Raw genomic sequence first — 24,878 nt, forward strand, 5'->3', positions numbered from 1 at the left:
GGACCGTCAGTTCCTAGGGGTGCGGACGATTTCGGCGGCCGCAACCCTCTCGCAACCTCCGCCGGTGTTCGCTGGAGCCCCGGCGGACGCACGAGGAGGGGGCGGAAGATGGATCGACCCGGAGCGCGCGTGGAGTTGACGCCCGAAGCGGCCGCCCTGCTGCGGCGGCTGCGGGAGACGCACGGGCCGCTGATGTTCCACCAGTCGGGCGGCTGCTGCGACGGCAGCGCGCCCATGTGCTACCCCGACGGGGAGTTCCGCACCGGCGCCGCGGACGTGCTGCTCGCTTCCCTGGAGGTCACCGGCGTCGCGGAGCCCGTGCCGTTCTGGATGTCGAAGGCGCAGTTCGAGCTGTGGAGCCACACCCGCCTGATCGTGGACGTCGTACCGGGGCGCGGCAGCGGATTCTCCCTCGAGGCCCCGGAAGGCGTCCGTTTCCTCGTCCGTTCCCGGCTCGTCGACTCCGTTCCGGACCACCGTAACTGACGTCTGGTCACATCCACCTGACGCTTGGGCGACATGGGCAGGACACCAGGGGAGATCGTGCGGAGTCCGAGTACGCGCACACGCGCACTGGCGGCCGTCCTGGTGGCCTGGTGCGCCCTGTTGGCCGGAGCCACCCCGGGTACGGCCGACGCCACATGGACGACGGTGGCGCCGGGCGTCACGTACCGCGCCTTCGACGTGGCGGGCCTCAAGGGCCCGGCCCGGGTCCATCTGGTCTCCGTGGATCTGCGCGACCCGGGGGTCGGCGTCGACCTCCTCACGCCCGGGGCGGTCGCGGCGCGCGCACCGCTGTCGGCGCTCGCCGACGCGCGCGGCGCGGTCGCCGGGGTCAACGGGGACTTCTTCCACATCACCGAGAGCCAGCACCCGGGCGTCGAGGCGACCGGCGCCCCGGTCGGCCCGGCGATCGCCTCCGGCCGGGAACTGAAGGCGGCCGTGCCCGTCGGCCAGCGCTTCGGCCCCGCGCTGCCGCCGGGCACCGACACGCGCGAGGTGCTGGGCGTCGGCGTCGACCGCAGGGCCCGGCTCGGGCGCCTCACCCTGGACGGCACGGTGTCCACGCCCGGCGGCCGGCTGCCGCTCGGCGGCCTCGACCAGTACGCGCTGCCGGTCGGCTCGGTCGGGGCGTTCACGTCCGGCTGGGGCGAGGCCTCGCGGATCCGCGCCACCTGCGGTACGGACACCGAGCGCGCGGCGCCGTGTTCCTCGGAGACGTACGAGGTGACGGTGCGCGACGGGCGGGTCGTCGCGGTGGCCGACACGCCGGGACGCGGCCCGATCGCCGAGGGCGGCGAGGTCCTCGTGGGCCGGGAGGCGGGCGCACGGCGGCTGCGGGAGCTGGCCCTCGGCGACCGGGTGCGGGTACGACACCGGCTGGTCGCGGAGGGCTCCCGCGTCCCCTACGTCTTCGCGGTGGGCGGGTATCCGGTGCTTCGGGCGGGCGCACCGCTGCCCGGCCTCGACCCGCGCACCTCGGCCGTCCGCTCCGCGGCGGGCGTCGCGGACGACGGACGGCGGCTCCTGCTCATGGCGCTGGACGGCTCCTCCGAGTTCCGCACGGGACTGACGATCGCCGAGGTGGCGTCGCTCCTCGGCCAGGTGGGCGCGGAGGACGGTTTCGGTCTCGACGGCGGAGGCTCGTCCACGCTGGTGACCCGGGACCCCGGCGCCCCGGCCGTCACCGTGCGCAACCATCCCGCCGGGGGTGCCGAGCGGCCGGTGCCGAACGCCGTGGGGATCTTCTCCCGCCGCTGACCCCACACGGACACGGTCCGTCACCGAGCGGGTCGGGCCCGCCCTGACTAGCGTGGGACTCGGCAACCACGAGCGGGCCTCATCGATCGGAAGAGAGTTACTGTCATGGCCGCACGACCTGAAGGCACACCCTGCTGGGCCGACGCGATGTTCAACGACGTCGAAGGCGCCAAGACGTTCTACGGCGACGTGCTGGGCTGGACCTTCGGCGAATCGTCCTCGGAGTACGGCAACTACACCCAGGCGTATCGTGACGGCAAGGCGGTCGCGGCCGTCGTCCCGCCGATGCCGGGCCAGGACGGCTCCCAGCAGTCGGCCTGGTGTCTGTACTTCGCCTCGCCCGATGCCGCCGCCACGGCCGAGAAGATCAAGAACAGCGGGGGCACGGTCCTCATGGAGCCGATGGCCGTCGGCGACTTCGGTTCCATGTGCCTGGCGCAGGACCCGGCAGGCGTCGTCTTCGGCGTCTGGCAGCCCGGCACCCACGAGGGGTTCGAGCTCGAGGGCGAGAACGGCTCCTACGCCTGGGCCGAGGTCTTCACGCGGGAGCCCGCGAAATCGGACGACTTCCTCACGTCGGTGTTCGGCTACAACGCCAAGAAGATGGTCGACGAGCAGATGGACTACAAGGTCTTCGACCTGGGCGGCGAGATGCCGGTCCTGGGGCGGATGACGATGACGCCGGAGGACTTCCCGGCCGAGATCCCGTCGTACATCCAGGTCTACTTCGGCGTCGACAACTGCGACCGGGCGGTCGACAAGGCCGTGAACCTCGGCGGCCAGAAGGTCTTCGGGCCGATGGACAGCCCCTTCGGCCGCTTCGCCGCGATCGTCGACCCGCAGGGCGCGGCGTTCGCCGTGATCGACACCAAGACCACCGTGGGCGACGTGCCCGACATGGTCTGAACACGAGGGTGCCCGGGCCCGCGCGGGCCCGGGCACCGTCGCGTCTCAGCCGCCGTCGCGCACCGCGACGATCCCGTTGAAGACGCCGACGTACGCCGTCCCGTCGGGTCCGATCGTGATCGGGGCCCAGTTGTTGTCGTAGGCCACCCCGGTGCCGGTGAGCCTCTTCCAGGCGCGCTTCCCGGTGCGGAAGTCGACCGCCGTCAGGTACCAGGCGTCGACGCCGAGGGGGTTCGGCTGCTTCTCGTAGAAGTAGAGCAGGCCGTTGGCGGTCGAGAGCTTGGGGACGGTGGAGGGCGAGCGTACGTCGCTCTCCCACACGATGTCGCAGCCGCTGCCGTCGCGGCGGACGTCGATCCGGGTGGCGCCGCCGACCACGCTGCGGCCGAAGGTCAGCGTGGTCGGGTTCTCGTAGCCGTAGTTGTTCTCGACGATCAGGCTGTCGCCCCAGCTGATCAGGGAGTTGTCGGTGGTGGAGGCGCCGGAGCCGAAGACCGGGACCTTGCAGACCAGGCGCTGCGCGGCGGGGACGTCGGCGCCGCGCCGGTAGACGAGGACGTTCATCCGGTCGTCGGCGTTGTCGGTGATCGCGACGTACTTCTCGGAGCCCTCACCGCCGAAGAGGTCGGGCGTGGTGCCCGAACCCTGGTTCACCGAACCGGGCTTGGTGCCGGTCCCCCGGTCGTACGTCTGACGCCACTGGATCCGCGGGGTGCCGTCGGTATCGGCGCGGAAGCTGTAGAGGGCGTGGTCGGAGACGATGGAGACGCCGTCCTCGGCGACGGAGAAGGAGTTCTGGATCTCCTCTCCGGTCAGCCGGATCGAGCGGAGCGTACCGGTGGCGGGGTCGATGGTGCCGACCCGGCCGAGCCGGGTCACCCACCAGATGCGGCCGTCCCAGTCGGGCATGACGGAGGTGACGGGGTCGCAGACGCCGCTCGGGAAGAGATTGGTCCAGCTGACGCAGTCGTGCGGGACGAGCGAGGTCAGGTCCCAGTCGTCCTCGACCACGAACTCCCAGACCCCGTCCGTCTTCTGACGGTGCGCGATACGCAGGACGTGCTGGCGGGAGTCGGCGAGGACGACCCGGTCCCGGTCGTCGAGGTAGAAGTAGGCGCCGCCGGAGGTGTCCTTGAAGATCTTCTCGAAGTCGAGGCGGGTGATCGCCTCGACGGTCGAGGAGCGCTGCGGCAGCTTGTACTCGGCGAGCGTGTCCAGGCTGCGGGGATCGAGCAGCTTCAGCAGGAATCCGGAGAACGTGCCGCAGACCGTGACCAGGCGGCCGCCCGAGTCGAAGGTGACCGTGGCGCACTCGCCGCCGACGGCGGCGATCTTCTCGCTGGAGACCTTCGGGTCGCGGCCCATCGGGCCGGAGAAGGGGTGCGTGCCGCTGCCGGCGCCGTCGGCGTGCATTCCGCTGCGCCCGTTGGGCGCGAGGTACGGATGCTGGGCGGGCGCGGCGCCCGGCACGGGCCGGGCGGTCGCGGGGGCGCCGTCGTACGAGGCGACGAGCCGGTGGCCGGGGGCCAGGGGTATGTCGTCGGCGAGAGCGACGGGGGTGGCGAACGCGAGCGCGATCGCGCTCACCGCGGCGATCAGGGCGAGCACACGGGCTCGTCTGCGGGGGGTGGTCAATGCGGCTCCTCGGGTGCGTACGTCGGTCGCGCCGGCGGCCGACGTTAGGCCCGAGTGCGTGAGATGTACATGGAACTGCCGCTGGTTTCATGGCCACTTCACGGCCGTGAAACGTTACGGCTGCGGTGGTTCAGGGCTTGAGGCTGCTGACGACGTTGGCGGTGGCGGCGACCCCGTTCTGGATGGTCGGCGCCATGCTCGTGCCCGCGAGGAAGAAGCCGAGCAGGGCGCAGACCAGCGCGTGGGAGAACTTGAGACCGCCGTTGCGGAGGAAGATCACCGCCAGGACGAGCAGCAGCAGTACGACAGAAACGGACACGGCCATCGCCCACACCCTCCTTGCGCCGCGCCGGAATCGCGGCGTTCGGCGGCCAGTGTGGCGCAGTGGGAGCGCCGTCCGGCCGTACGGCATGTCTGCCGAACGGGTGAGATTCGCCGTCAGCGGTTCAGGAAGTCCCGGAGCCCGGCGAGGTCGTCGGTGTTGATGTGGTCGACGCCGGCGGCGCGCAGCTCGCTCCAGAGGGCGTCGCGGGCGGGTCCGGGGCGGTCGGGCGTGGCCCAGAAGCGGACCCGCTGTCCGCGCTCGTGGGCGGTGCCGACGATCGAGGCCAGCCGAGCCCGCTCCGCGGCGGGGAAGGGCCCTTCGCCGCGCCAGCCGAAGGACTGGGTCCAGTTGGAGCTGATGAGCGGGATGAAGGACGCGGGCGCGGGGTTCTGCGCCGCGAGGTCGTCGAGCCGGCCGTCGTAGAACGCGTGCCGGACCCGCTGGGCCTCCATGGGGCCGCGGGCGGCGCGGTCGCCGGAGACGACGGGGGTGACGGCGCCGAGCTGGACGCGGCCGGCGGTGACGGTGGACAGCATCCTCCGGTACGGGCGGAGTTGGCGGTGGAGTTCCTGGTACGCGGCGACACCGTCGGCCTTGATGTCGATGAGCAGCTGCACGGGGCGGCGGTAACCGCCGTACACGGAACCGTGGTTGGCGCGCACGCGGGCGAGGAGCGGGTCGAGGTAGAGGGACCGGAGCGTACGGCTCGGGTCGAGCTCGGCGGGCTCGTGGGCGACGAGCAGTTCCCCGTCGACGAGGAAGATGTCGGCCTCGACGCTGGTGAACCCGTGGGCGAGGGCGTCGCGGAGGGGCCGCGGGTGCAGGTAGTCGTTGTGCGCGTGCGCGAGCTGCAACGGCCGGACGCGGTGAGCGGCGACGGCGGTGCCGGGCAGGGCGACGGAGGTCGCGGCGGCGGCCAGAGCGACGACGACGGTACGGCGGGACAGGGGCGCCATGGGGTGACTCCGGGGGTGTCGGGACTGGGGACCCGCACGAGTATGTGCGGACCTCACGCCCAACAGGCCCTCGGAGGAAAAGAGTTGTCCCGGACGACGTCGCCCGGTCGCCGGTGGTTCGCCCGGCGTGCCGTGCGGGTGGACCCGCTATGCCCCGGAGGCCGCCCCGGCCTTCGCGCCGCTCCGGTTCCCGGCCACGAGGTCGGACCACTCGACCGTGCGGTCGCACCAGCGGTTCAGGAGGACGCGGTCATGACCGACCGCGAGCAGGCCCGCGCCCGATTCCGCGCGGTACGCCTCCACGGCGGCGACCAGGGCCGCCGTCGTCGACGCGTCGAGCATGGCCGTCATCTCGTCACAGACGAGCCAGCGCGGGCGCAGCACCAATGCCCGCGCCAGGCAGGCGCGTTGCAGCTGGCCGTCGCTGACCTCGTGGGGCCGGCGGGCCAGCAGGTCGTCGGTGAGACCGACGGCCGGGGCGAGCGCCGCGAGCCGCTCCGGCACCTCCGCGCGACGGCCGCCCGCCCGGAGCGGCTCGGCGATCAGATCACGCAGGCGAAGCCGGGGGTCGGCCGACATCCGCGGCTGTTGGAACACCATGCCGATCGCGGTCCGCAGTGCGCGCGGCGCGGCGTGGCGCCAGCCCCGCACCTCCTCCCCGTCGACGGTGACACGGCCCGCCTCCGGCCGGTGGAGCAGTGCGGCGACTCGGGCGAGCGTGGACTTTCCGCACCCGCTCGGCCCGAGCAGGCCGACGGACTGGCCGGGCGAGAGGGTGAGCGAGGTGTCGACGAAGACGGGGGCACGGCGGTCGTAGCCCGCGGTGACGGAGTCGAGTTCAAGCACGGGGTACTCCTGGTGCGACGGGAGCGAGGGGACGACCGCCGACCGCCGGGCGGGTACGAGCACGGGTGAGCCGCCGAAGGCGCCCGTGGGCGAGGCGATCGGCGGCCGGCCGCCGGGTGTCGGCCCTCCGCTTGAACGCGCCGGGGGACACCGAACGGCCACGGCCGCGGCGACCGCCGACACGCGGGGGCGGGCACACCACCGGATGACGCCGGGTGGCGGTTTCGTACGCGGGCCGGGCGTCACGCATCGGGGGCCTCCCCCACCGGGTGGTGGCAGGCCACGCCTGCCACCGGTGCCGGGAGCGTGGCGCAGCTCTCCGTCGCCCGTGGGCACCTCGGGGCGAACGCGCAGCCGGGTGGCAGCGCGGTCAGCTCGGGGGGCATACCGGGGATCGGGGTGAACGCGCGGTCGGGCAGGGCGTTCAGGAGGCCCCGGGCGTACGGGTGACGGGGGCCCGGCTGCCCGAAGAAACGGTGGGCGGCGGTCGTCTCGACGATCCGCCCGGCGTACATCACGGCGACCCGGTCGGCGACGCGTTCCGCCGCGGCCAGGTCGTGCGTGATGAGCAGCAGCGCACGCCCGTCGTCGGCGTGGCGGCGCAGTTCGTCGACCGTCCGCTCGACGAGGTCACGGTCGAGACCGGTGGTCGGCTCGTCGGCGAGAAGGAGCGGTGCGTCGCCGATGAGGGCGAGCGCGGTGGCGGCGCGCTGTGCGAGCCCGCCGGAGAGTTCGTGCGGGTACCGGTCGAGGTGCCCGGCCGGGAACGCGGCCCGTTCCGCCGCCGCCTCGACCGCCGCCCGACGCTCCCGCCGCGGGGTGCCGGTCAGTTCGCGGACGGTCTCCTCCAGCTGGGCACGCACGGTCCGCACGGGGGTGAGGTGGGCGGCGGGGCTCTGCGGTACGAGGCCGATGCGCCGTCCTCGTACCGTACGGGCCAGGGTCCGCTCGTCGGCGGCGAGCAGGTCGACGCCGTCGAGCAGTGCCGTGCCGGACGTCTCGGCGTTCCCTGGCAGCAGCCCGAGGAGCGCGGAGGCGAGGACCGACTTGCCGCAGCCGCTCTCGCCGACGAGGGCGAGGCACTCCCCCGGCGCCAGGTCGAAGTCGGCGTCGGTGACGGCGGCGACGTGCCGGCCGCCGCGCATCCGGAAGCGGACGGAGAGCCCGCGCACGCTGAGCACGGCCTCACCGGCGCTCCCCCTCCCTGCGGCGGGGGGACCCTCAGCGGTGACCGCCTTCAGGGCGCGTACGACACGCGAGTCCGGGGCGGTCACAGCATCAGCTCCGATCGGCGGCGCGGGTTGAGCCGGTCCCGCCAGACTCCGGCGAGCCCGGCGATGGCCAGGGTCGGCACGATGAGGAGCAGGCCGGGGAAGAGCGTCGGCCACCAGTCGCCGGCAAGCAGCGAGGAGCGCGCGGACTGGACGAGGTTGCCGAGGCTGGCCTGGTGGCTGGGCAGGCCGAGGCCGAGGAAGGAGAGCGCGGACTCGTGCCACATGGCGTGCGGCACCATCAGCACGGCGGCGAGTCCGGCCTGCGGCAGGACGGCGGGCAGCAGATGGCGCACGGCCACCCGCCACCGCGAGGCGCCGCCGGAGATCGCCGCGTCGACGAAGGGGCGCGAGCGCAGCGAGAGGACCTCGGAGCGGACGATCCGGGCGGTCGACAGCCAGTGGGTGAGCGCGACGGAGACGATGACCGGCCACACCCCGGGCCGGAACATGGCGACGATGAAGATGCCGAGCAGCAGGTGCGGTACGGAGGAGAAGGCGTCCACGATCCGCATCACGACCCGGTCGGTCCAGCCGCCGAGGGAGGCGGCCGCGGCGCCGACGGCCGTGCCGATGACGGTGGCGACGAGCGCGGCGACCAGTCCGACGAGGAGCGAGATCCGCAGTCCGTAGACGCAGCGCAGCAGCAGGTCCCGGCCGACGTCATCGGTGCCGAAGGGGTGCTCCCAGGACGGCGGCAGGAGTTTCAGGGACAGGTCGACGGCCTGTTCGTCGAGCTGGACCAGCGGCGGGACGAGGAGGACGGCGAGGAGGACCGCGCCGACGATCCCGGCGGAGGACCACAGGCGCAGTCGCCGGGTGCGGAGCTCAGCCATCGAAGCCCACCCTCGGGTCGGCGAGCCCGTACAGCAGGTCGGAGAGGAGGTTGCCGAGGAGGACGGCGGCGGTGGCGAGCACGGTGAGCGCGGCGAGCAGCGGGAAGTCGACGGAGGTGGCGGCCTGGACGGTCGCGGCGGCGATGCCGGGCCAGCTGAAGACGGTCTCCACGAGCAGGGCCCCGGTGATGAGTTCGGGGACGCGGGAGCCGACGAGGGTGAGCATGGGGAGCATGCCGGAGCGCAGCGCGTGACCGAGCAGGACGGTCCGGTCCCGCAGTCCCCGCGCGCGTGCGCCGCGTACGGGGTCCTCCTCCAGCGCGTCGCCGACGCCCTGGCGGACGTACAGGAAGAACCACGGCAGTTGCGAGATGCCGAGGACCAGGGCGGGCAGCACGAGGTGGGTGGCGACCTGGTCGAAGGTGACCGTGTCGCTGGCGGTGTCGGTGAGTCCGCCGGCCGGCAGGGCGCCGAGCTTCAGGGCGAAGAACCAGATGGCGAGCAGGCCGAGCCAGAAGGCCGGGGCGGCTTCCAGGGTGTACGCGGCGGAGCTGACGGCCCGGTCGAGCAGACCGCCGCGGCGTCGCCCGGCGAGGACGCCGAGGACCGTGCCGAGCACGATGGCGACGAGGAAGGCGGTCGTGGCGAGCAGCGCCGACCAGCCGATCCGCTCGGCGATGACGTCCGCGACGGGCTGGCGCATGACGCTGGAGTCGCCCAGGTCGCCGTGGAGCGCGGAGGTGAGCCACTCCCACCAGCGGGTGGTGAGGGGCTGCTCGACGCCGAGGTTGGCGCGGAGCTGGTCGAGGTTCTCCTGCGAGGCGGTGAGTCCGGCGGTGCCGGCGTACGCCTTGACGGGGTCGAAGGGGGAGGCCGCGGCGACGGCGAAGACCGCGAAGGTGACGGCGAGGAGGACCGGGACGGCGAACAGCGCCCGCCGTCCCGTCATCCGGGCCATGGCCCCCCAGGGGAGGCGTCGGCTCACTTCTCGGCCTTCTCCGCACCCTTGGGCTTCCACGCCTCGACGTTCCACCAGGGGCCGGAGGCGAGGCCGTGGTCGTGCGGCTCGGTCTGGGTGGTCAGGCCGTCCCAGCCGTCGTTCACGACGTACAGGTGGTCGATGTGGGTGAGGAAGGTGTAGCCGGGGTTCTTCACCAGCTCGCGCTGGACGATGGAGTAGGCGGCGCGCCGCTTGACGGTGTCGTTCGTGCGGCGGCCGTCCTCCAGGGCCTTGTCGACGGTCTTGTTGTCGTACCAGGCCATGTTGTTGAAGCCGTCGCCGCCGAGACGGGACGTCAGCAGGAGGTACTGGTCGAAGTCGGGGTCGCCGGGCGAACCGCCGCCGGCGAGGACCGCGTCGGTCTTCATCCGGGGTTCGATGACCTCCCAGGTGCCGCCCTGGGTCCTGATGGCGATGCCGGCCTTCTTGGCGTCGGAGGCGTAGGCGAGGGCGTGGTCCTGGCGGAGCTTGTCGCCGGAGAGGTACCAGAGCGGGAACTCGGCCCGCACGCCGTCCTTCACACGGACGCCGTCGGCGCCGGGCTTCCAGCCGGCCTCGTCGAGGATCTTCTTGGCGGCGTCGAGGTCGTGGCGGCGCTCGGTGCCCTTGGCGAACCACTCGCTGTCTGTGGGGACCGGCCCGTAGGCGGGCTTTCCGGCGCCTTCGAGGATCTTGTCGACCATGGTCTGCCGGTCGACGGCGACATCGAGGGCGCGGCGGACGGCGGTGTCCCCGGTGACCTTGTTGTGGGTGGGGAGCGTGACGGTCCGGTAGTCGTACGTCTTGGCGGCGTACGTCTTCTTCGCCTTGTCGCCCTTGAAGCCGGCGGCGAGGTTGGGCGGCAGGATGGCGCCGTCGAGGTCTCCGGCGCGGAGGCGGGTGGCGCGGACGTCGTCGTCCTTGATGATCGCCATGGTGAACTTCTTCACCTGCGGAGCGCCGCCCCAGTAGGTGGGGTTGGCCTTGAAGCCGAGCTTCTCGCCCTTGGACCAGTCGGTGAGGACGTACGGGCCGGTGCCGATCGGCCGGGTGGTGAAGGCGCCGGTGTTGACGTCCTGCTTCCCGGCGATGTGCTCGGGGGCGATGGCGAGGACGGTGCGCTCGGCGAAGGGCGCGTAGGGGTACTTCAGGGTGAAGACGACGGTGTCCTCGCCGACGGCCTTGACGTCCTTCAGGGCGTCCAGCTCGGTCTTGGAGGGGTTGTTGGTCTTCGGGTCGAGCACGCTCTTGTACGTGAAGACGACGTCCTTGGCCGAGAAGGGCTTGCCGTCGCTGAACGTCACGCCCTTGTGGAGCTTGTACGTGTACGTCAGTCCGTCCGGGTTCACCTGGGGCAGCTCGGCGGCGAGGGCCGGGCGGAGCTTGAGGTCGGCGTCGAAGGCGAGGAGCCCGTCGAAGATCTTGGAGTTGCCGTCCTTGCCGTAGCCGAGGAGGGGGCTGAGGGTCTCCGGCTCGTAGGCGATGCCGACGACCGCGGAGTCCTTCGGACCGCCGGAGCCCGCGGCGGTCCCGCCCGGGTTCGAACAGGCTGCCGCGGCGAGGGCCATAGACCCGGCCAGCGTCACGGCGGCCATGCCGCGTATGGATCGGGCGGTCATCGTGCCCACACCTCTCTTGAAGATCAACTGTTGTTGCGAACGACTCGCAATTAAACAGTATGCAGAACGACGTCACCCCTGCGGCCTGCACGAACACGCCACGTAGCCGCCCCGCCCCCATGGCCGTCAGACAGTGCACCTGCCCCGTGGGCGTGGGAGTGCGAGGGGTGCCACCGTCGATTTCCGGCCGCCGGGGACATGCCGAAGGCGCCCAGCACCCTTGTCCGGACGCCGCCGGATGTGTTCCTGTGGATCGGGATCATGGACGACGAAGGAGCTAGAGGTGACATCTGCGGCCGGTAGGGGCGGGCAGCTGCTGGCCGTCAGCGATCTTCACATCGGCTACGAGGAGAACCGCGCCCTCGTCGAGAGGATGCACCCCGAATCCGACGACGACTGGCTGCTCGTCGCCGGGGACGTCTCCGAGAACGTGGACGACATCCGCTGGGCCCTGAAGACTCTGGCGAGCCGCTTCCGCAAGGTCGTCTGGGCCCCGGGCAACCACGAACTGTGGAGCCATCCGGCGGACACCGTCACCCTGCGAGGCGTGGACCGCTACGCGTTCCTGGTGGAAATGTGCCGGGAGTTGGGCGTGACCACCCCGGAGGACGCCTATCCCGTCTGGGACGGCCCCGGTGGCCCGGTCGTCGTGGCACCCCTGTTCACGCTCTACGACTACAGCTTCCTGCCGGCCGGATGCACCACCAAGGCCGAGGGGCTGGCGTACGCCGAGAGCACGGGCATCGTCTGCAACGACGAGTACCTGCTGCATCCCGACCCCTACCCGAGTCGCGAGGCGTGGTGCCGGGCCCGGGTCGCCGAGACCGAGCGCAGGCTCGCCGAACTGCCCGACGACCTGCCCACCGTCCTCGTCAACCACTACCCCCTCCACCGCCACCCCATGGACGTCCTGTGGCACCCCGAGTTCGCGATGTGGTGCGGTACCCGGCTGACCGCGGACTGGCACCACCGGTTCCGCGTGGCCGCCATGGTCTACGGCCACCTCCACATCCCGCGGACCACCTACCACGAGGGCGTCCGCTTCGAAGAGGTGTCCGTGGGCTATCCCCGCGAGTGGCGAAAGCGTGCCAAGCCCCCGGGTGAGCTGCGCCGCATCCTGACGACGGAGGCCGGACCCGGTGATCGATGAACTGCTGCCCGACTCGGTGGTCGCCGTGGAGTCGTACGGTGACGACGGCGCCGACCGGTCCCCCCTGTTCCCCGGCGAAGAGGCGATCGTCGCCCGGGCGGTGGAGAAACGCCGCCGCGAGTTCACCGCGGTCCGCTCCTGTGCGCGCCGTGCCATGGTCAAGCTCGGCCTGCCGCCGCAGGCCGTACTGATCGGCGAGCGGGGAGCCCCGCTCTGGCCGGAGGCAGTGGTGGGCAGCATGACCCACTGCGACGGCTATCGCGCCGCCGTCCTCGCGCCGGCCGCGGCCCTGGCATCTGTCGGGATCGACGCAGAACCCCACGCTCCGCTGCCCCCCGACGTCCTGGAGTCCGTCTCGCTGCCCGCCGAGCGGGAGCGCCTCGCGCGGCTGACCGCCCGCCACCACGCGGTCCACTGGGACCGGCTGCTGTTCAGCGCGAAGGAGTCCGTCTACAAGGCGTGGTTCCCGCTGACCGGGAAGCCGCTCGGATTCGAGGACGCGGACATCGAGGTCCACGCGGCCGCCGAAGACAGGACACAGGGCCACTTCCGCGCGGAACTCCTCGTACCAGGACCGATGGTGACGGGTCGTCGAATCGGACACTTCACGGGACGGTGGATCGTCCGTCAGGGCCTGGTGGCAACCGCGGTGACGGTCCCGCACGCCTGAGGGCCCGTACCGGCAGACCTCCTTTTTCCCTGCTCCCTCCGCCGCCCCGGCATTCTCGCCTTTCGGGCGGTAACAGGGCGGTCATCGCGCGTTCCCTGACGTCCGCAGGTTCCGCGATGACTGGGCGATGGGGCGTTCTCGTTAGGTTGTGGGGGCAATTTCGTCGCCTCACGGACGGCTTTTTCAGAATCCGGAATTCTGTCTGACCCATTCCGTTTCCGGCGACGATCTCGCCCCTTTTCTCGGGCCGTTCGCGCATCGGCTGGTCGGCCCCGATCGAAACGAGAATGGATCACGATGGATTCTCTGACCGAGGCTGTCCTGTCGGGTGCGACGGAGGTCGCTCGGGGTGATGTTCCGCAGGACTACACCGCCGCGCATCTGCGCGCCGAGGACGTCGGCATGTTCGAGGGCGTCGACGACAGGGACGTACGCAGGTCGCTTCGGGTCGGGAAGGTGCCGATGCCGGAGCTCGCGCCGGACGAGGTGCTGGTGGCGGTGATGGCCAGCTCCATCAACTACAACACCATCTGGTCGGCCACGTTCGAGCCGCTGCCCACGTTCGGGTTCCTGAAGCGTTACGGCCGGCAGGGCGGGTTCGCCGCGCGGCACGACCAGCCGTACCACGTGGTGGGCTCGGACGCCTCCGGCGTCGTGGTGCGGGCCGGTGCCGGAGTCTCGCGGTGGAGGACGGGTGACCATGTCGTGGTCAGCTGCATCCAGGTGGACGACCACGAGCCCGCCACGCACGCGGACGCCATGCTCGGCGCCGAGCAGCGCGCCTGGGGGTACGAGACGAACTTCGGCGGCCTGGCGCACTACGCCGTGGTGAAGGCCAGTCAGGTGCTGCCGAAACCCGGGCACTTGACGTGGGAGGAGTCCGCGAGCGTGATGCTCACGGCCGCCACCTCGTACCGGATGCTGATCAGCGACAAGGGTGCCCGGATCAAGCTGGGTGACGTGGTGCTGATCTGGGGTGCCACGGGCGGGCTCGGGGCGTACGCGGTGCAGCTGGTGCGGGAGGCCGGCGGGATCCCGGTGGGGGTCGTCGGTTCGGAGCGCAAGGCGAAGGCGCTGCAGGCGCTGGGCTGTGACGTGATCATCAATCGGGAGGAGCTCGGACTGACGGAGCCCGAGACGCCCGAGGACGTCATCGAGCAGGGCAAGCGGCTGGGCAGGGCGATCCGGCGCGAGGTGGGCGAGGACCCGCATGTCGCGTTCGACTACGTGGGGCGCGCCACCTTCGGCCTGTCGGTGTTCGTGGTACGGCGTGGCGGCACCGTGGTGACGTGCGGGTCCAGCACCGGCTACCAGCACCTGTACGACAACCGGTACCTCTGGATGAACTCCAAGCGGATCGTGGGCAGCCACGCGGCCAACCTGCAGGAGCAGTCCGAGCTCAACCGCCTCGTCTCGCTGGGCCGGATCCGTCCGGTGATGTCGGACGTCCACCCGCTCGGCGCGGTGGGTGAGGCGGCCCGGCTGGTCCAGACGAACCAGCACATCGGCAAGGTCGCGGTGCTGTGCCAGGCCCCCGCGGAGGGGCTGGGCGTCACGGACCCGGTGCTGCGGGAGAAGATCGGCACCGCCGCCCTGAACCCGCTGCGGGGGCTGTGATGGGCCCGGTGGGCACAGGGATCCTCGGGACCGGGGCGTACCTGCCGGAGCGGGTGGTCACGAACGCCGAGATCGCCGCCCGGGTCGGCACCACCGAGGAGTGGATCGAGAGCCGTACGCAGATCCTCGGCCGACGTTACGCGGCCGACGACGAGGCGACCTCGGACCTTGCCCTGCGGGCTGCCGAGCAGGCCCTGGAGCAGGCCGGTCTGTCGGCGGCGCAGATCGACCATCTGATCGTCTCGACCTCCACCCCGGATTCGCCGCAGCCTCCGACGGCGTACCACGTCCAGCGCGGGCTCGGCGCGTTCGGGGCGGCCTGTCTCGACATCAACGTGGTGTGCAGCGGGTTCGTCTACGGGCTGGCACTCGCGCGGGCACTGGTCGCGCAGCGGCCGGGCACCCATGCCCTGGTCGTCGGCGCCGACCTGTACTCCCGGAGCCTCGACTTCTCGGACCGGCGCACGGCCGTGCTGCTCGGTGACGGGGCCGGCGCGGCGGTGGTCGGCGAGGTCGAGCAGGGGTTCGGGTTCCTGGACCTCGAGCTGGGGTCGCGCGGCGACGCCCACCATCTGATCCGGGTCGAGGCGGGCGGCAGCCGCCGTCCGGCTTCCGCGGCGACGCTGGAGGAGGGCGCCCACTTCTTCCGTATGGAGGGCCGCGGTGTCCGGGACTTCGTGATGGGCGAGCTTCCCGTGTTCCTGGACAAGCTGTGCGCGCGCTCCGGTGTCGCCATGGAGCAGATCGACCATTTCGTGCCGCACCAGCCCAACGGCGTGATGCTCTCGCAGCTCGTCGAGGAGTGCGGGCTGAGCCGGGCCCAGACGCACCGGACGCTCGAACGGTACGGGAACACGGGCAGTGCGTCGGTCGCCGTGACGCTCGACGCCGCCCACCGACAGGGACGTATCCACGACGGCGACCTCGTGCTGCTGGCCGGTTTCGGCGGCGGCATGTCTCTGGGCGCCGGTCTGATTCGCTGGGGAGCTGCCGCATGATCACGACAGGGAACGACGCCATGGCCGGGATCCGCCGGGTCGGTGTGGTGGGGTGCGGACTGATGGGGTCGGGCATCGCCGAGGTCTGCGCGAAGGCGGCGCTGGATGTGACGGTGGTCGTCTCCCGGCCCGAGTCCGTCGCCGCCGGGCGCGAGCGCATCGCCGGCTCCGTCGCGCGGGCCGTGGCCAAGGGGAAGCTCACCGAGGCCGAGGCGGACGCCGTCCTGGGCAGGGTGACGCTGACGGCCGAGCTGGACGACCTCGCGGACCGGCAGTTCGTGATCGAGTCCGTCCGTGAGGACGAGGCGGCCAAGACCATGCTGTTCGAGCGGCTCGACAAGATCGTCGAGGATCCGCTGGCCGTGCTCGCGTCCAACACCTCCTCCATCCCCATCATGCGGCTGGCGCGCTGCACCACGCGGCCGGAGCGGGTCATCGGCGTGCACTTCTTCAGCCCGGCGCCGGTGCTCCCCCTCGTGGAGGTCACCGCGTCGCTCCTCACCGACGAGGCCGTCGCCTCGGACGTCGAACGGTTCGTGACCGACGTCCTGGGCAAGCACGCGATCCGCTCCCCCGACCGGACGGGGTTCGTGGTGAACGCGCTGCTGATCCCGTACCTGTTGTCGGCCGTCCGTATGGTGGAGTCCGGCTTCGCCTCCCCGGACGTCATCGACCAGGGGATGCGGCAGGGGTGCTCGCACCCGATGGGGCCGCTGCAGCTGGTGGACCACATCGGCCTGGACGTCGTGGAGTCGATCGCCCGCTGCCTCTACGAGGAGTTCAAGGAGCAGCTGTACGCTCCCCCGTCGCTGCTGGTCCGGATGGTCGAGGGCGGGATGCTGGGGCGGAAGTCCGGACGCGGGTTCTACTCGTACGCCGGGTAGCGCGCCGGTGCGGCGCGTGCCGCTGAGCCATCGGCCGTGAACGCGGCGAGGACCCTGAGGGTGACGGGACGGTCGGTCCCGGTCCCCCTCAGGGTCCTTTCGCACGCGGCTTCTTCCCCGGGCGTCAGCCGGAGGTGAGGCCGTGGCCGTCCTGGTCGCGCAGGAGTGCGCAGGCGGCCCTGAACGCGGTCTCCACCTGGTCGATCTGGGCGTCGGTCAGGCCGATGGACGGCTCGAGCCTGAGGGTGTTGACGGCGCTGGCGGTGGGGAACGCGCGGACCTGGTGGGCGCGCAGGAGGTAGCCGGCGAGCGTGAAGCCGAAGAACCCGGCACGGGCGGTCGCCTGGAGGGGCTCGGAGGCGGACGCCGACTGGTCGTGGAACTCCACGCCGAGCATCAGGCCCCGGCCCCGTACGTCCTTGATGACGTCGGGGTAGTCGGCCTTGATGGCCTGAAGCATCGACGTGAGGCGGATTCCGCGTTCTTCGGCGGTGCGGTAGGCCCGGCCCTCACCGGCCTCCAGGAGGCTGAGGGTCTTGAGCGCGACGAGGGTGGAGAAGCCGTCCTTGGCGAAGGTGGAGCTGTGGACGATCTCGAACTCCTGGCGGTACCGGGAGGCGCGGATCAGGGTGACGGAGATCTTGGCGAGGCCGCCCCCGAGGCTCTTGGCGAGGGTGACGTAGTCGCCGTGCAGTCCGATGTGGGAGCCGGCGAAGAAGGCGCCGGTACGGCCCATGCCGCTCTGGATCTCGTCGACGACGACCGGGCAGCCGAGTTCGTCGGCGACGCGGCGGATCTCCTCGGCGAACTCCCGGGAGACGGGACGGATTCCCCCTTCGCCCTGGATGGGTTCGAGGACGAACGCGGCGAAGACCGGGAGGGGGCGTTCGGTGACGCCGACGACGCCGTCGTCGAGGGTGAGGTCGAGCAGGGGCGTGGTCTGCTCCTGCTCGACGGTCTTACGGATGGCACTCGGGTCGTCGAGGGGGACGAACCGGGCCTGCGCGGCGAGGGACATGAAGGGGGTGCGGACGGCGGGGTTGTGCGTGAGCTGGACGCTGCCGACCAGCTTGCCGTGGAAGGAGCCCTCGGGGGCGAGGAACAGCGGGGGCTTCGACAGCAGCTCGGCGTTCCGGCGGTCGATCGCGGCGGCCAGCTGCTCGAAGGCCACGTCGGCACCGGCGCCGGCGATCTGCGGGACACCGGCGGCGCTGTAGGCGTCCAGGGAGAGAACCGCCTGACCGGCGAGGATCAGGTCGCGAGCGGTGTCGATGTGCGCGGTGATGTCCGCGGACAGCTCGGCGAGGCGCGCCGAGCGGTCGAGCTCGGCGTGCTTGATGGCGATCTCGATCGCCTCGGCACCGCTGTTGGCGAATATCGCGTAGTACGGCTCGTCGATCCCGAATTCTCGCCGGATGACCTTGGTCAGCTCGGCGGCGAGCTCGTTCGCGTGGGGGTGACGGGAGAACTGTGCGTGGACCGGTGTGCGGAGGTCCAGAAGTTCCTTGGCGTAGGCGTTGATCTCCGGGTGGTTGTGTCCCAGGATCAGCGATCCGAATCCGCCGACCAGATCGAGCACGGGTATGAGCCGGCCGGTCTCGTCCCGGCAGTGGAGGATGTCCCCTTCGGCCGCTTCGTAGCCGATGTCGAGTCCGACCGAGGCGAGCACCTGACGAAGGTGCGGTTCGGCGAGTTCCAGGTCGTTTTCTCCGGCAGACATGCCGTTCCTTTCGCATGGGGCAGAATTTCTGGCCATCGTAGCGACGCAACTTCACCGCATTTCAGGACCGGGTCATCGTGCGTCAATTCGTCTGCTGTTCGGCACAGTTACCGCCTCGTGACCGCACGGTGGCCGACGGATAGGGGCGGGTGAATAGCTTGGGGTGTCGATAATTGGGCTTTTGACGGGAGAATTGCATGTCGAGTTCCAGGCGGTCGCCCTCCGGGCTGGTCGACGCTCCGGTACAGCCCGCCGGGCTGCGGGAGGTCATGTCGCAGTTCGCGACGGGTGTGATCGTGCTGACGGTGGGCGGTGAGCGGATTCACGGCATGACCGCGAACGCGTTCACCTCGGTTTCGCTGGATCCGCCGACGGTCCTGTGCTGCGTCTCCCACGGCGCGGTGATGCACGGTGCGATCACCGCGGCGGGCCGGTTCGGGGTGTCGGTGATGGGGGCCGGCCAGGAGGAGCAGGCGCGGTACTTCGCCGACAAGAACCGGCCGCTGGGGCCGGAGCAGTTCGAGGAGGTCGACACCTTCCCGGGTCCGAGTACGGGCGTGCCGCTGCTCTCCGGGGCTCTGGGCTGGCTCGAGTGCGAGATCGCCGAGGCGTACGAGTCGGGCGACCATTCGATATTCCTGAGCAATGTGCTGAGTTCGAGCCGGGGTTCGGTACAGGACGGTCTCGTCTTCTTCTCGGGGCGCTATTTCCAGGGAGTGCGGCAGACGCCGTAGCGGCTCCGGGAAACGGGGTGAGCCATCGTGTGAAGGTCACACGATGGCTCTTCTTCCGTTTCCGGCCGGGGTGTCGGTCAGGCGGCGGGCTCGGCGTCGACCGGACGGTCGATCGTCACGAACCACCGGCCGTCCGCACCCTTGGTCATGACGTCCGTGCAGGAGCCGACCAGGGTGGTGTGGCCGCCGTCCGGAGTCGGGACCTCGATCTCGTAGTCGGCGACCACGAGCATGGTGTCGCTCGTGGTGTAGGAGCGCTTGTAGGTGGCCTTCATCCGCGGCTTCTGGGCGAGCAGTTCGGTGATCGCCTTGGTGCGCTCGGGCCCGCTCAGCGGCCTGCCGGAGAGGTTGGAGATCGAGTCGTCCCGGTAGAGCCGGTCGAATATCGCACCGTCATGCGTGTTGAAGGCGCGCAGGAATACATCGCTCTGCTGAATGGGGTCGTCGGTGAGGGTCAGATCGAGATCTGCCGAGGTGTTGTCTGCGGTCATGCGGCGATCGTAGGGACGAAGGTCCATTCGGTATCCACTGCCCGGTAATCGTTGGCGCGAGTGATCCTGTCAGGCCTTGGGAGGGCGGGTGAAAACCTGGAGCTGGGTGAATTCATCGAGCCCCCAACGGCCGTTCTCCCTACCTGTTCCACTGGCTTTGAAGCCGCCGAAGGGAAGGTCGGGTCGTACGCCCGTGCCATGGGCGTTGAGCGAAACCTGCCCGCAGTCCAGGGACCGGGCGAGCCCGGCCGCGCGGTCGGTGTCGGGTGACCACACGGAGGCGGTCAGTCCGTAGTCGGAGGCGTTGGCGGCGGCGACGGCGTCGCCCGGGTCCCGGTAGGCCACGACGGGCAGCACCGGGCCGAACTGCTCCTCGTCCACGACGGGCATGCCGTCGGCGGCCCCGGCCAGCACCGTCGGCGCGTAGAAGTAGCCCTCGCCCGCGAGGGGGGCGCCTCCGGTGGCGACGAGCGCGCCGCGGGCACGGGCGTCGTCCACCAGCGCAGTGACGCGATCGAGCTGGGCACGGTTGCTGAGCGGGCCCATCTCGACCTGGTCCTCGTGTCCGGCACCCACGCGCAGTGCCGTCGCGTGGACGGTGAGGGCCTGGACCCATGCGTCGTGCCGCTCGGCGGGTACGTAGATCCGCTTGACGGCGAAGCACACCTGGCCGCTGTTGACGAAAGCACTCCGGACGAGGGAGGCGGCGAACTCCTCGGGTTCGGCGTCGGGGAGCACGATGGCCGGGTCGTTGCCGCCGAGTTCGAGGGTCACGCGCTTGAGGTCGCCGGCCGCGGCGACGGCGACCCGGCGGCCGGTCGCCGTCGAGCCGGTGAAGCTGATCTTGCGCGGAACGGGGTGGGCGGTCATCGAGGCCCCCAGCGGATCCCGGCCGCTGATCACGTTGAGGACTCCGGCGGGCAGGCACGTGCGCAGGAGCTCACCCATGTGCAGAGTGGCCAGGGGGGTGTACGGGGAGGGCTTGAGGACCACGGTGTTGCCGGCCAGCAGGGCGGGGGCGATCTTCCACACGGCGAGGACGACGGGGAAGTTCCACGGCGCGATGGCTGCCACCACGCCCAGCGGACGGGCGACGATCTCGGCGTAGCCCTCGTCGTCGTCCTGCACGATCTCGTGCGGCAGCTCCATCCGGGCGTAGTGGCGGAGCCAGACGGCGGACGCCATGACCTCGTCTCGGGCCTGGGCGAGGGGCTTGCCCTGCTCCGCCGTGACGAGGGCGGCCAGTGGCCCGGCGTGGGCCTCGATGACGGCGGCGGCCTCGTTCAGGGCGTGGCGGCGGCTCCGTTCGTCCCGGCTCCATGCGGGCTGCGCCCCGGCGGCCGCGGCCATGGCGGCGTCGAGCTGTCCTGGGGTGCAGTCGGGCGCCTGGGCGAAGACACGGGCGGTGGCGGGGTCGACGACGTCGAAGTACGCCTCCGGCGTCGCCGCCGAGCCGTCGATCGTCATGGTGAACTCGGTCAAGGAAGGTCCTCCGGGTACGGGCGACGGTGGAGTCGCGTCGGTGGGATGCGGCGGCCGTTCAGGGGTGCTTCCGGGTCGCGAGGGTCTGTCCGGCTCGTGGCGGCGTACCCGTCTCCCGGGGACGCCGACGAGCCGGGGCCCGTCAGGCCCGTCGCCCGGGGGGCCGGGTGCGGGACGGGACGGGGCCCGGCTCGGTACGCGCGGCCGGTCAGCCGGCGGCGAGGCTCGGTTCCTCGGCGGCCACGCGCTTGCGGCTCTGGGCGCTCACCAGGGTGAGGAGGAACGCCAGCAGGGTGACCCCGGCTGCCGGAAGCCCCAGCCAGACGGGCGAGATCCAGTTCTGGAAGAGTCCGCCGAGGGCCCCGCCCAGGGCGACGCCGAGGTAGATCGCCGAGGAGTTCAGCCCGAGCAGTACGGGCGTGGCGGCGGGTGCGTGGGCGACGAGCCGGTGCTGCTGAAGGACGGTGGGAACACCCACCAGGACACCCCACACCGCCGCCCAGACGAAGGTGGTGGCCAGGCTCTCGATGGCGGGGCGGGCGAGGACCAGGACGACGACGAAGACGACCAGGGCGCCGAGCAGCAACCGCTCGGCCGGATAGCGGTCCGAGAGGCGTCCGGCCAGGAGGTTGCCCGCCAGGACACCGATGCCGTAGACGAACAGCACCCAGGTGAGTGTGGTCTCGGAGCCGTCGACGGTGTCCTCGAGCGCGGCTCCGATGTACGTGTACAGCAGGTACGCGCCGGTCAGGGCCAGCATGGTGACGGCCAGGGTGCCGAGGACCCAGCGCTCCTTGAGGGGCTCGAGGCGGGCGCGGAACGTCGTGGCCGGGAGCATGATCTTCGGCAGGGCGAACGCCACGCCGAGGGCCGCCACGACGCCCAGTCCGGCGACCGCCCACAGGGTCACGTGCCAGTCGCTGCTGCCGATGAGGGTGCCGAGCGGCAGACCGATGGCGCTGGAGAGGGTGAGACCGCCCAGGACGAAGGCCAGGGCCCGGCCGCGCTGTTCCGGCGGGGCGACCACGGCCGCGGCGCTGGAGGCCGTGGAGGTGATGATGCCGGCGCCGGCCGCGGTGATGATGCGGGCCGTCAGGACGACGGCGTACGTGGTGCCGAGCGCCGTGACGACGTTGCCGATCGCGAAGACGACCAGGGCCATCATCAGGGCCTTGCGGCGGTCCATGGAACTGGTGGCCCAGCCCAGGACGGGGGCGGCGACGGCCAGGGTCAGCGCGAAGGCGGTGACCAGCTGGCCCGCCGCGGGAATGCTGACGTTCAGGTCTTCGGCGATGGCGGGAAGCAGGCCTGCGATGACGAAGCCGTCGGTGCCGACGGCGAACGTCGCGAGCGCCAGGGGGGTTAACCGCTTGTACACGATGCACTCTTTCCGCTGCTGAGGGGTGTGGGGATGGCTTCGAGAGTGGCAAAGTAGCAAACACGTGGATGGTTGTCCACGTATCCAATCGTGAGTTACGGTTGAGGCATGACGCCACGGATGGACCGCCGATGCGCGACGTGACGCAACCGGCGACGGAGGAGATCAGGCTCGTCGAGGTCTTTCACGCGCTGGCGGACCCCGTACGCCTCCAGATCGTCGCCCAACTGGCCGACAAGGGCCGCGACAGCTGCTCGGCGGTGGGCGAGAGCATCGACGTCCACAGGACGACGATGTCCCACCACTACCGGGTACTGCGTGAGTCGGGGGTGACCTGGACCGAGATCGAGGGCCGCACCCGCTACGTCAGCCTGCGGCGCAAGGATCTCGACGCGCGTTTCCCCGGTCTGCTCGACGCCGTGCTCGCCCAGCTGACCTGACGTCCGGGGCGGACACCGTCACCCGCCCGCGACGGTGACGCCCTCTCGGTGGCACGTCAGTGACCGAGCCTGACGGGAAGCGACAGGTGGCCGTTGGAGATGAAGGATCCCAGCGGAACGATCTCCTGCGGCGGAACGGCCAGATCGAGGCCGGGGAAGCGATCGAACAGGGCCGCCAGGGCGATCGACGCCTCGAGCCGTGCCAGCGGGGCCCCCAGGCAGTGGTGCACACCGTGGCCGAAGGCGAGATGGTCACGGCGGGTGTCCCGCGCGATGTCGAACTCGCCCGCGGTGTCGCCGTGCTGCGACGGGTCACGGCCCGCTCCCCCGAAGGAGATGATCATCGCGTCGCCCGCGGGGATCGTCACGTCGCCGAGTTCGAGGGTCTCCACCGCGTACCGCATCGGCATGTTGGCCAGCGGCGCCTCCAGACGGAGCGTCTCCTCGATGACGTCCTCCCAGGTGCTGTCGCCGCCGTGGACCCGGGCCAGCTGCTCCGGGTGGCGCAGCAGCGAATACACGGCGTGGTCCAGCAGGTTCACGGTGGTCTCGTGGCCGGCGGTGAACATCAGCAGGACGGTGTCGACGAGTTCCCGCTCGCTCAGACCCGAGCCGCCGTCTGCGTCACGTACCTGGATCAGGCCGGTGATCAGGTCGTCGCCCGGCGACTCCCGCTTCACGGCGACCAGTTCGGCCAGCAGCGTGTACAGCCCCTCCTCGTTGGCCCTGGCCTCCTCCACCGAGGCCTGGGTGTCGAAGATCTTGTGCACGAAGCCGAGCAGGGAGTCCCGTACGTCGTCGGGCATGCCGAGAAGTTCCGAGATCACCCGTGTGGGCAGCGGGTAGGCGAACTGCTCACGCAGATCGACCGGTTCACCGGAAGGCGTCGCCGCGAGGCCGTCGAGGAGCTCGGACGTGATCGCCTCGATGCGCGGCCTGAGAGCGGCCGAGCGCCGGGCCGTGAAGGCCTTCGCCACGAGCTTGCGCAGCCGGGTGTGCTCCGCGCCGTAGGCGGCCATCATGTTCCGGTCGGCCACCCAGATCGCCAGCGGCCAGCTCCTGGCCAGTTCTCCCTCACCGTTCTCCCAGGCCGGCCAGTGCTGGTAGGCGTCCCGTGACACACGGGGGTCGGTCAGCAGCTGTTTGGCCAGCGCGTAGTCCGTGACGTTCCAGACCACGACGCCGTCGGGAAGCTCCACCTGGGTGGCCCGGCCGCGCTTGCGCAGCAGTTCGGCCTCGCCGTGCACGTCGCGACCCGAAAGGTCCATGTGGTAGGGGCACTGAGTCTCTGTCATCGGCCCTCCAAGGCCAGCGGTGGGGGCTCCGGGCGCCCGGCCGGGGATCCGCCGGGCGCCTCGGAGGCGGGTGTACTTCGACGGGTGCGAGGGCTACGGCGCGGGCAGAGTCAGCACTTCGGTGAGCCCGCCGTCGACGGTGATCTCGGTACCGGTCGTGAACGTGGCGTCGAAGGCGAGGAACAGCACGGCCCGGGAGATCTCCTCGACCGACCCGTGCCGCTTCATCGGCGTGATCTCGTCCCCGATCTTCTCGAACACGGCCCGCTCCTCCGCCGAGGCCTCGACGCCCATGCTCGGCGTCTTGATGAAGCCGGGACCGACCGTGTTGACCCGGATGCCCCGCGGAAGCAGCTCGGCGGCGAACACCTGCGCGAAGGACCGGACGGCGGCCTTGGCACCGGCGTAGGCGCTCATGCCGGCCGTGCCGGAGTGATGGGCGATCGACGTGGTGAAGACGACCGAGCCGCCCTCGCGCAGCAGGGGCGCCAGCCGCTGCACGGTGAAGTACGCGCCCTTGGTGTTGACGGCGAAGATGCGGTCGTACACCGCCTCGGTGACCAGCTCGAACGGCTCCAGCTTGGCGTAACCGGCGTTGACGAAGAGGAAGTCGACCCCTCCCAGCCGCTCTTCCACGGCCCTGCCCAGGGCCCCGATCTCGGCCAGGTCCGTCACATCGCAGCGCACCACGTGGGCACCCGGTCCGAGCGCGTCCCGCGCGGCGGCCAGGTTCGCCTCGTCGCGTCCCGTGACCACCACCTCGGCGCCCTCGGCGACGAGCGCCCGAGCGACGGCCAGCCCCATGCCGTGCGTCCCGCCGGAGATCACGGCCTTCTTGCCTGCGTACTTCGTCACTTGATCATTCCTCTTGAAGGGTGGGATGGG

Annotated in this window: 24 protein-coding genes; 10 read left to right on the forward strand and 14 right to left on the reverse strand. The window is 71.1% G+C overall.

Annotated elements, in window-relative coordinates; all coding sequences use genetic code 11:
* The first annotated feature begins 108 nt into the window (after window positions 1–108).
* The 3 genes from ACZ3OF_RS30550 to ACZ3OF_RS30560 all read left to right on the forward strand — a co-directional run bounded on the left by ACZ3OF_RS30550 (window position 109) and on the right by ACZ3OF_RS30560 (window position 2,667).
* A complete protein-coding gene (locus ACZ3OF_RS30550) occupies window positions 109–486 on the forward strand; it encodes a DUF779 domain-containing protein (RefSeq protein ID WP_361675903.1) in 378 nt (125 codons plus the stop codon).
* Between the two features lie 33 nt (window positions 487–519).
* Entirely contained in the window at window positions 520–1,761 is a 1,242-nt protein-coding gene (locus ACZ3OF_RS30555; protein WP_361675900.1) for a phosphodiester glycosidase family protein, read from the forward strand.
* 105 nt (window positions 1,762–1,866) lie between these two features.
* The gene (locus ACZ3OF_RS30560) at window positions 1,867–2,667 is read left to right on the forward strand and encodes a VOC family protein (protein WP_361675897.1); all 801 of its coding nucleotides are present in this window, start codon (window positions 1,867–1,869) and stop codon (window positions 2,665–2,667) included.
* 45 nt (window positions 2,668–2,712) lie between these two features.
* On the opposite strand, the gene ACZ3OF_RS30565 is transcribed toward ACZ3OF_RS30560, so the two are convergent.
* The 8 genes from ACZ3OF_RS30565 to ACZ3OF_RS30600 form a co-directional block, all read right to left on the reverse strand.
* On the reverse strand, window positions 2,713–4,302 hold the full coding sequence (locus ACZ3OF_RS30565; RefSeq protein WP_467307979.1) for a hypothetical protein: 1,590 nt from the start codon (window positions 4,300–4,302) through the stop codon (window positions 2,713–2,715).
* A gap of 130 nt (window positions 4,303–4,432) precedes the next feature.
* The gene (locus tag ACZ3OF_RS30570) at window positions 4,433–4,627 is read right to left on the reverse strand and encodes a hypothetical protein (RefSeq protein ID WP_352190023.1); all 195 of its coding nucleotides are present in this window, start codon (window positions 4,625–4,627) and stop codon (window positions 4,433–4,435) included.
* A 113-nt stretch (window positions 4,628–4,740) separates the two neighbouring features.
* Entirely contained in the window at window positions 4,741–5,583 is an 843-nt protein-coding gene (locus tag ACZ3OF_RS30575; protein WP_361675891.1) for a phosphatidylinositol-specific phospholipase C/glycerophosphodiester phosphodiesterase family protein, read from the reverse strand.
* A 147-nt stretch (window positions 5,584–5,730) separates the two neighbouring features.
* Window positions 5,731–6,429, reverse strand: a complete 699-nt coding sequence (locus ACZ3OF_RS30580; RefSeq protein ID WP_361675888.1) for an ABC transporter ATP-binding protein — start codon at window positions 6,427–6,429, stop codon at window positions 5,731–5,733.
* A 242-nt stretch (window positions 6,430–6,671) separates the two neighbouring features.
* Window positions 6,672–7,574 (reverse strand): ABC transporter ATP-binding protein, encoded by a 903-nt coding sequence (locus ACZ3OF_RS30585; RefSeq protein WP_361676256.1) that lies wholly within the window; start codon window positions 7,572–7,574, stop codon window positions 6,672–6,674.
* A 125-nt stretch (window positions 7,575–7,699) separates the two neighbouring features.
* Complete coding sequence (locus ACZ3OF_RS30590) at window positions 7,700–8,536, reverse strand: ABC transporter permease (RefSeq protein ID WP_467307982.1); 837 nt, start codon at window positions 8,534–8,536, stop codon at window positions 7,700–7,702.
* The gene (locus tag ACZ3OF_RS30595) at window positions 8,529–9,521 is read right to left on the reverse strand and encodes an ABC transporter permease (RefSeq protein ID WP_467307984.1); all 993 of its coding nucleotides are present in this window, start codon (window positions 9,519–9,521) and stop codon (window positions 8,529–8,531) included. Before ACZ3OF_RS30595 ends, ACZ3OF_RS30590 begins: the two co-directional genes overlap by 8 nt.
* A complete protein-coding gene (locus ACZ3OF_RS30600) occupies window positions 9,518–11,134 on the reverse strand; it encodes an ABC transporter substrate-binding protein (protein WP_467307986.1) in 1,617 nt (538 codons plus the stop codon). Before ACZ3OF_RS30600 ends, ACZ3OF_RS30595 begins: the two co-directional genes overlap by 4 nt.
* A 283-nt stretch (window positions 11,135–11,417) precedes the next feature.
* Here ACZ3OF_RS30600 and ACZ3OF_RS30605 point away from each other — a divergent pair, with 283 nt between their 5' ends.
* The 5 genes from ACZ3OF_RS30605 to ACZ3OF_RS30625 all read left to right on the forward strand — a co-directional run bounded on the left by ACZ3OF_RS30605 (window position 11,418) and on the right by ACZ3OF_RS30625 (window position 16,453).
* Window positions 11,418–12,284, forward strand: coding sequence for a metallophosphoesterase family protein (locus ACZ3OF_RS30605; protein ID WP_361675876.1), 867 nt, complete (start codon window positions 11,418–11,420; stop codon window positions 12,282–12,284).
* Window positions 12,274–12,954, forward strand: a complete 681-nt coding sequence (locus ACZ3OF_RS30610; protein WP_467307988.1) for a 4'-phosphopantetheinyl transferase family protein — start codon at window positions 12,274–12,276, stop codon at window positions 12,952–12,954. The genes ACZ3OF_RS30605 and ACZ3OF_RS30610 overlap by 11 nt, the downstream gene beginning before the upstream one ends.
* A 297-nt stretch (window positions 12,955–13,251) precedes the next feature.
* On the forward strand, window positions 13,252–14,571 hold the full coding sequence (gene ccrA / locus ACZ3OF_RS30615; protein WP_361675871.1) for a crotonyl-CoA carboxylase/reductase: 1,320 nt from the start codon (window positions 13,252–13,254) through the stop codon (window positions 14,569–14,571).
* Window positions 14,571–15,569: a 3-oxoacyl-ACP synthase III family protein gene (locus tag ACZ3OF_RS30620; protein ID WP_361675868.1), complete on the forward strand. Its 999-nt coding sequence runs from the start codon at window positions 14,571–14,573 to the stop codon at window positions 15,567–15,569. The genes ccrA and ACZ3OF_RS30620 overlap by 1 nt, the downstream gene beginning before the upstream one ends.
* A complete protein-coding gene (locus ACZ3OF_RS30625) occupies window positions 15,566–16,453 on the forward strand; it encodes a 3-hydroxybutyryl-CoA dehydrogenase (protein ID WP_467307992.1) in 888 nt (295 codons plus the stop codon). The genes ACZ3OF_RS30620 and ACZ3OF_RS30625 overlap by 4 nt, the downstream gene beginning before the upstream one ends.
* Window positions 16,454–16,577: 124 nt before the next feature.
* On the opposite strand, the gene ACZ3OF_RS30630 is transcribed toward ACZ3OF_RS30625, so the two are convergent.
* Complete coding sequence (locus tag ACZ3OF_RS30630) at window positions 16,578–18,173, reverse strand: aspartate aminotransferase family protein (RefSeq protein WP_467307994.1); 1,596 nt, start codon at window positions 18,171–18,173, stop codon at window positions 16,578–16,580.
* A 197-nt stretch (window positions 18,174–18,370) separates the two neighbouring features.
* Here ACZ3OF_RS30630 and ACZ3OF_RS30635 point away from each other — a divergent pair, with 197 nt between their 5' ends.
* Window positions 18,371–18,907 carry a flavin reductase family protein gene (locus ACZ3OF_RS30635; protein WP_361605491.1) on the forward strand — a complete coding sequence of 179 codons (537 nt, stop codon included), beginning with the start codon at window positions 18,371–18,373 and terminating at the stop codon, window positions 18,905–18,907.
* 77 nt (window positions 18,908–18,984) lie between these two features.
* Here the strand turns inward: ACZ3OF_RS30635 and ACZ3OF_RS30640 are convergent, their stop codons facing one another.
* The 3 genes from ACZ3OF_RS30640 to ACZ3OF_RS30650 all read right to left on the reverse strand — a co-directional run bounded on the left by ACZ3OF_RS30640 (window position 18,985) and on the right by ACZ3OF_RS30650 (window position 22,258).
* Window positions 18,985–19,398, reverse strand: coding sequence for a YybH family protein (locus tag ACZ3OF_RS30640; protein WP_361675859.1), 414 nt, complete (start codon window positions 19,396–19,398; stop codon window positions 18,985–18,987).
* Between the two features lie 69 nt (window positions 19,399–19,467).
* Window positions 19,468–20,880, reverse strand: a complete 1,413-nt coding sequence (locus ACZ3OF_RS30645) for an aldehyde dehydrogenase family protein (RefSeq protein WP_467307997.1) — start codon at window positions 20,878–20,880, stop codon at window positions 19,468–19,470.
* A 208-nt stretch (window positions 20,881–21,088) separates the two neighbouring features.
* Window positions 21,089–22,258, reverse strand: a complete 1,170-nt coding sequence (locus ACZ3OF_RS30650; protein ID WP_467307999.1) for an MFS transporter — start codon at window positions 22,256–22,258, stop codon at window positions 21,089–21,091.
* Between the two features lie 131 nt (window positions 22,259–22,389).
* On the opposite strand from ACZ3OF_RS30650, the gene ACZ3OF_RS30655 reads away from it, so the two are divergent.
* The gene (locus ACZ3OF_RS30655) at window positions 22,390–22,698 is read left to right on the forward strand and encodes an ArsR/SmtB family transcription factor (RefSeq protein ID WP_361605503.1); all 309 of its coding nucleotides are present in this window, start codon (window positions 22,390–22,392) and stop codon (window positions 22,696–22,698) included.
* 56 nt (window positions 22,699–22,754) lie between these two features.
* Here the strand turns inward: ACZ3OF_RS30655 and ACZ3OF_RS30660 are convergent, their stop codons facing one another.
* A complete protein-coding gene (locus tag ACZ3OF_RS30660; protein WP_467308001.1) occupies window positions 22,755–23,993 on the reverse strand; it encodes a cytochrome P450 family protein in 1,239 nt (412 codons plus the stop codon).
* Between the two features lie 93 nt (window positions 23,994–24,086).
* Entirely contained in the window at window positions 24,087–24,848 is a 762-nt protein-coding gene (locus ACZ3OF_RS30665) for an SDR family oxidoreductase (RefSeq protein ID WP_467308003.1), read from the reverse strand.
* Window positions 24,849–24,878 lie beyond the last annotated feature (30 nt).

This window comes from Streptomyces sp. NPDC022552 (genome assembly GCF_055561875.1).

What these genes read in the sequence shown, in the direction of transcription:
- ACZ3OF_RS30550 (WP_361675903.1), top strand. Translation starts at nt 109, where the DNA reads ATGGATCGACCCGGAGCGCGCGTGGAGTTGACGCCCGAAGCGGCCGCC.
- ACZ3OF_RS30555 (WP_361675900.1), top strand. Translation starts at nt 520, where the DNA reads ATGGGCAGGACACCAGGGGAGATCGTGCGGAGTCCGAGTACGCGCACA.
- ACZ3OF_RS30560 (WP_361675897.1), top strand. Translation starts at nt 1,867, where the DNA reads ATGGCCGCACGACCTGAAGGCACACCCTGCTGGGCCGACGCGATGTTC.
- ACZ3OF_RS30570 (WP_352190023.1), bottom strand. Translation starts at nt 4,627, where the DNA reads ATGGCCGTGTCCGTTTCTGTCGTACTGCTGCTGCTCGTCCTGGCGGTG.
- ACZ3OF_RS30575 (WP_361675891.1), bottom strand. Translation starts at nt 5,583, where the DNA reads ATGGCGCCCCTGTCCCGCCGTACCGTCGTCGTCGCTCTGGCCGCCGCC.
- ACZ3OF_RS30585 (WP_361676256.1), bottom strand. Translation starts at nt 7,574, where the DNA reads ATGCGCGGCGGCCGGCACGTCGCCGCCGTCACCGACGCCGACTTCGAC.
- ACZ3OF_RS30590 (WP_467307982.1), bottom strand. Translation starts at nt 8,536, where the DNA reads ATGGCTGAGCTCCGCACCCGGCGACTGCGCCTGTGGTCCTCCGCCGGG.
- ACZ3OF_RS30600 (WP_467307986.1), bottom strand. Translation starts at nt 11,134, where the DNA reads ATGACCGCCCGATCCATACGCGGCATGGCCGCCGTGACGCTGGCCGGG.
- ccrA (WP_361675871.1), top strand. Translation starts at nt 13,252, where the DNA reads ATGGATTCTCTGACCGAGGCTGTCCTGTCGGGTGCGACGGAGGTCGCT.
- ACZ3OF_RS30620 (WP_361675868.1), top strand. Translation starts at nt 14,571, where the DNA reads ATGGGCCCGGTGGGCACAGGGATCCTCGGGACCGGGGCGTACCTGCCG.
- ACZ3OF_RS30625 (WP_467307992.1), top strand. Translation starts at nt 15,566, where the DNA reads ATGATCACGACAGGGAACGACGCCATGGCCGGGATCCGCCGGGTCGGT.
- ACZ3OF_RS30630 (WP_467307994.1), bottom strand. Translation starts at nt 18,173, where the DNA reads ATGTCTGCCGGAGAAAACGACCTGGAACTCGCCGAACCGCACCTTCGT.
- ACZ3OF_RS30635 (WP_361605491.1), top strand. Translation starts at nt 18,371, where the DNA reads ATGTCGAGTTCCAGGCGGTCGCCCTCCGGGCTGGTCGACGCTCCGGTA.
- ACZ3OF_RS30640 (WP_361675859.1), bottom strand. Translation starts at nt 19,398, where the DNA reads ATGACCGCAGACAACACCTCGGCAGATCTCGATCTGACCCTCACCGAC.
- ACZ3OF_RS30655 (WP_361605503.1), top strand. Translation starts at nt 22,390, where the DNA reads ATGCGCGACGTGACGCAACCGGCGACGGAGGAGATCAGGCTCGTCGAG.
- ACZ3OF_RS30660 (WP_467308001.1), bottom strand. Translation starts at nt 23,993, where the DNA reads ATGACAGAGACTCAGTGCCCCTACCACATGGACCTTTCGGGTCGCGAC.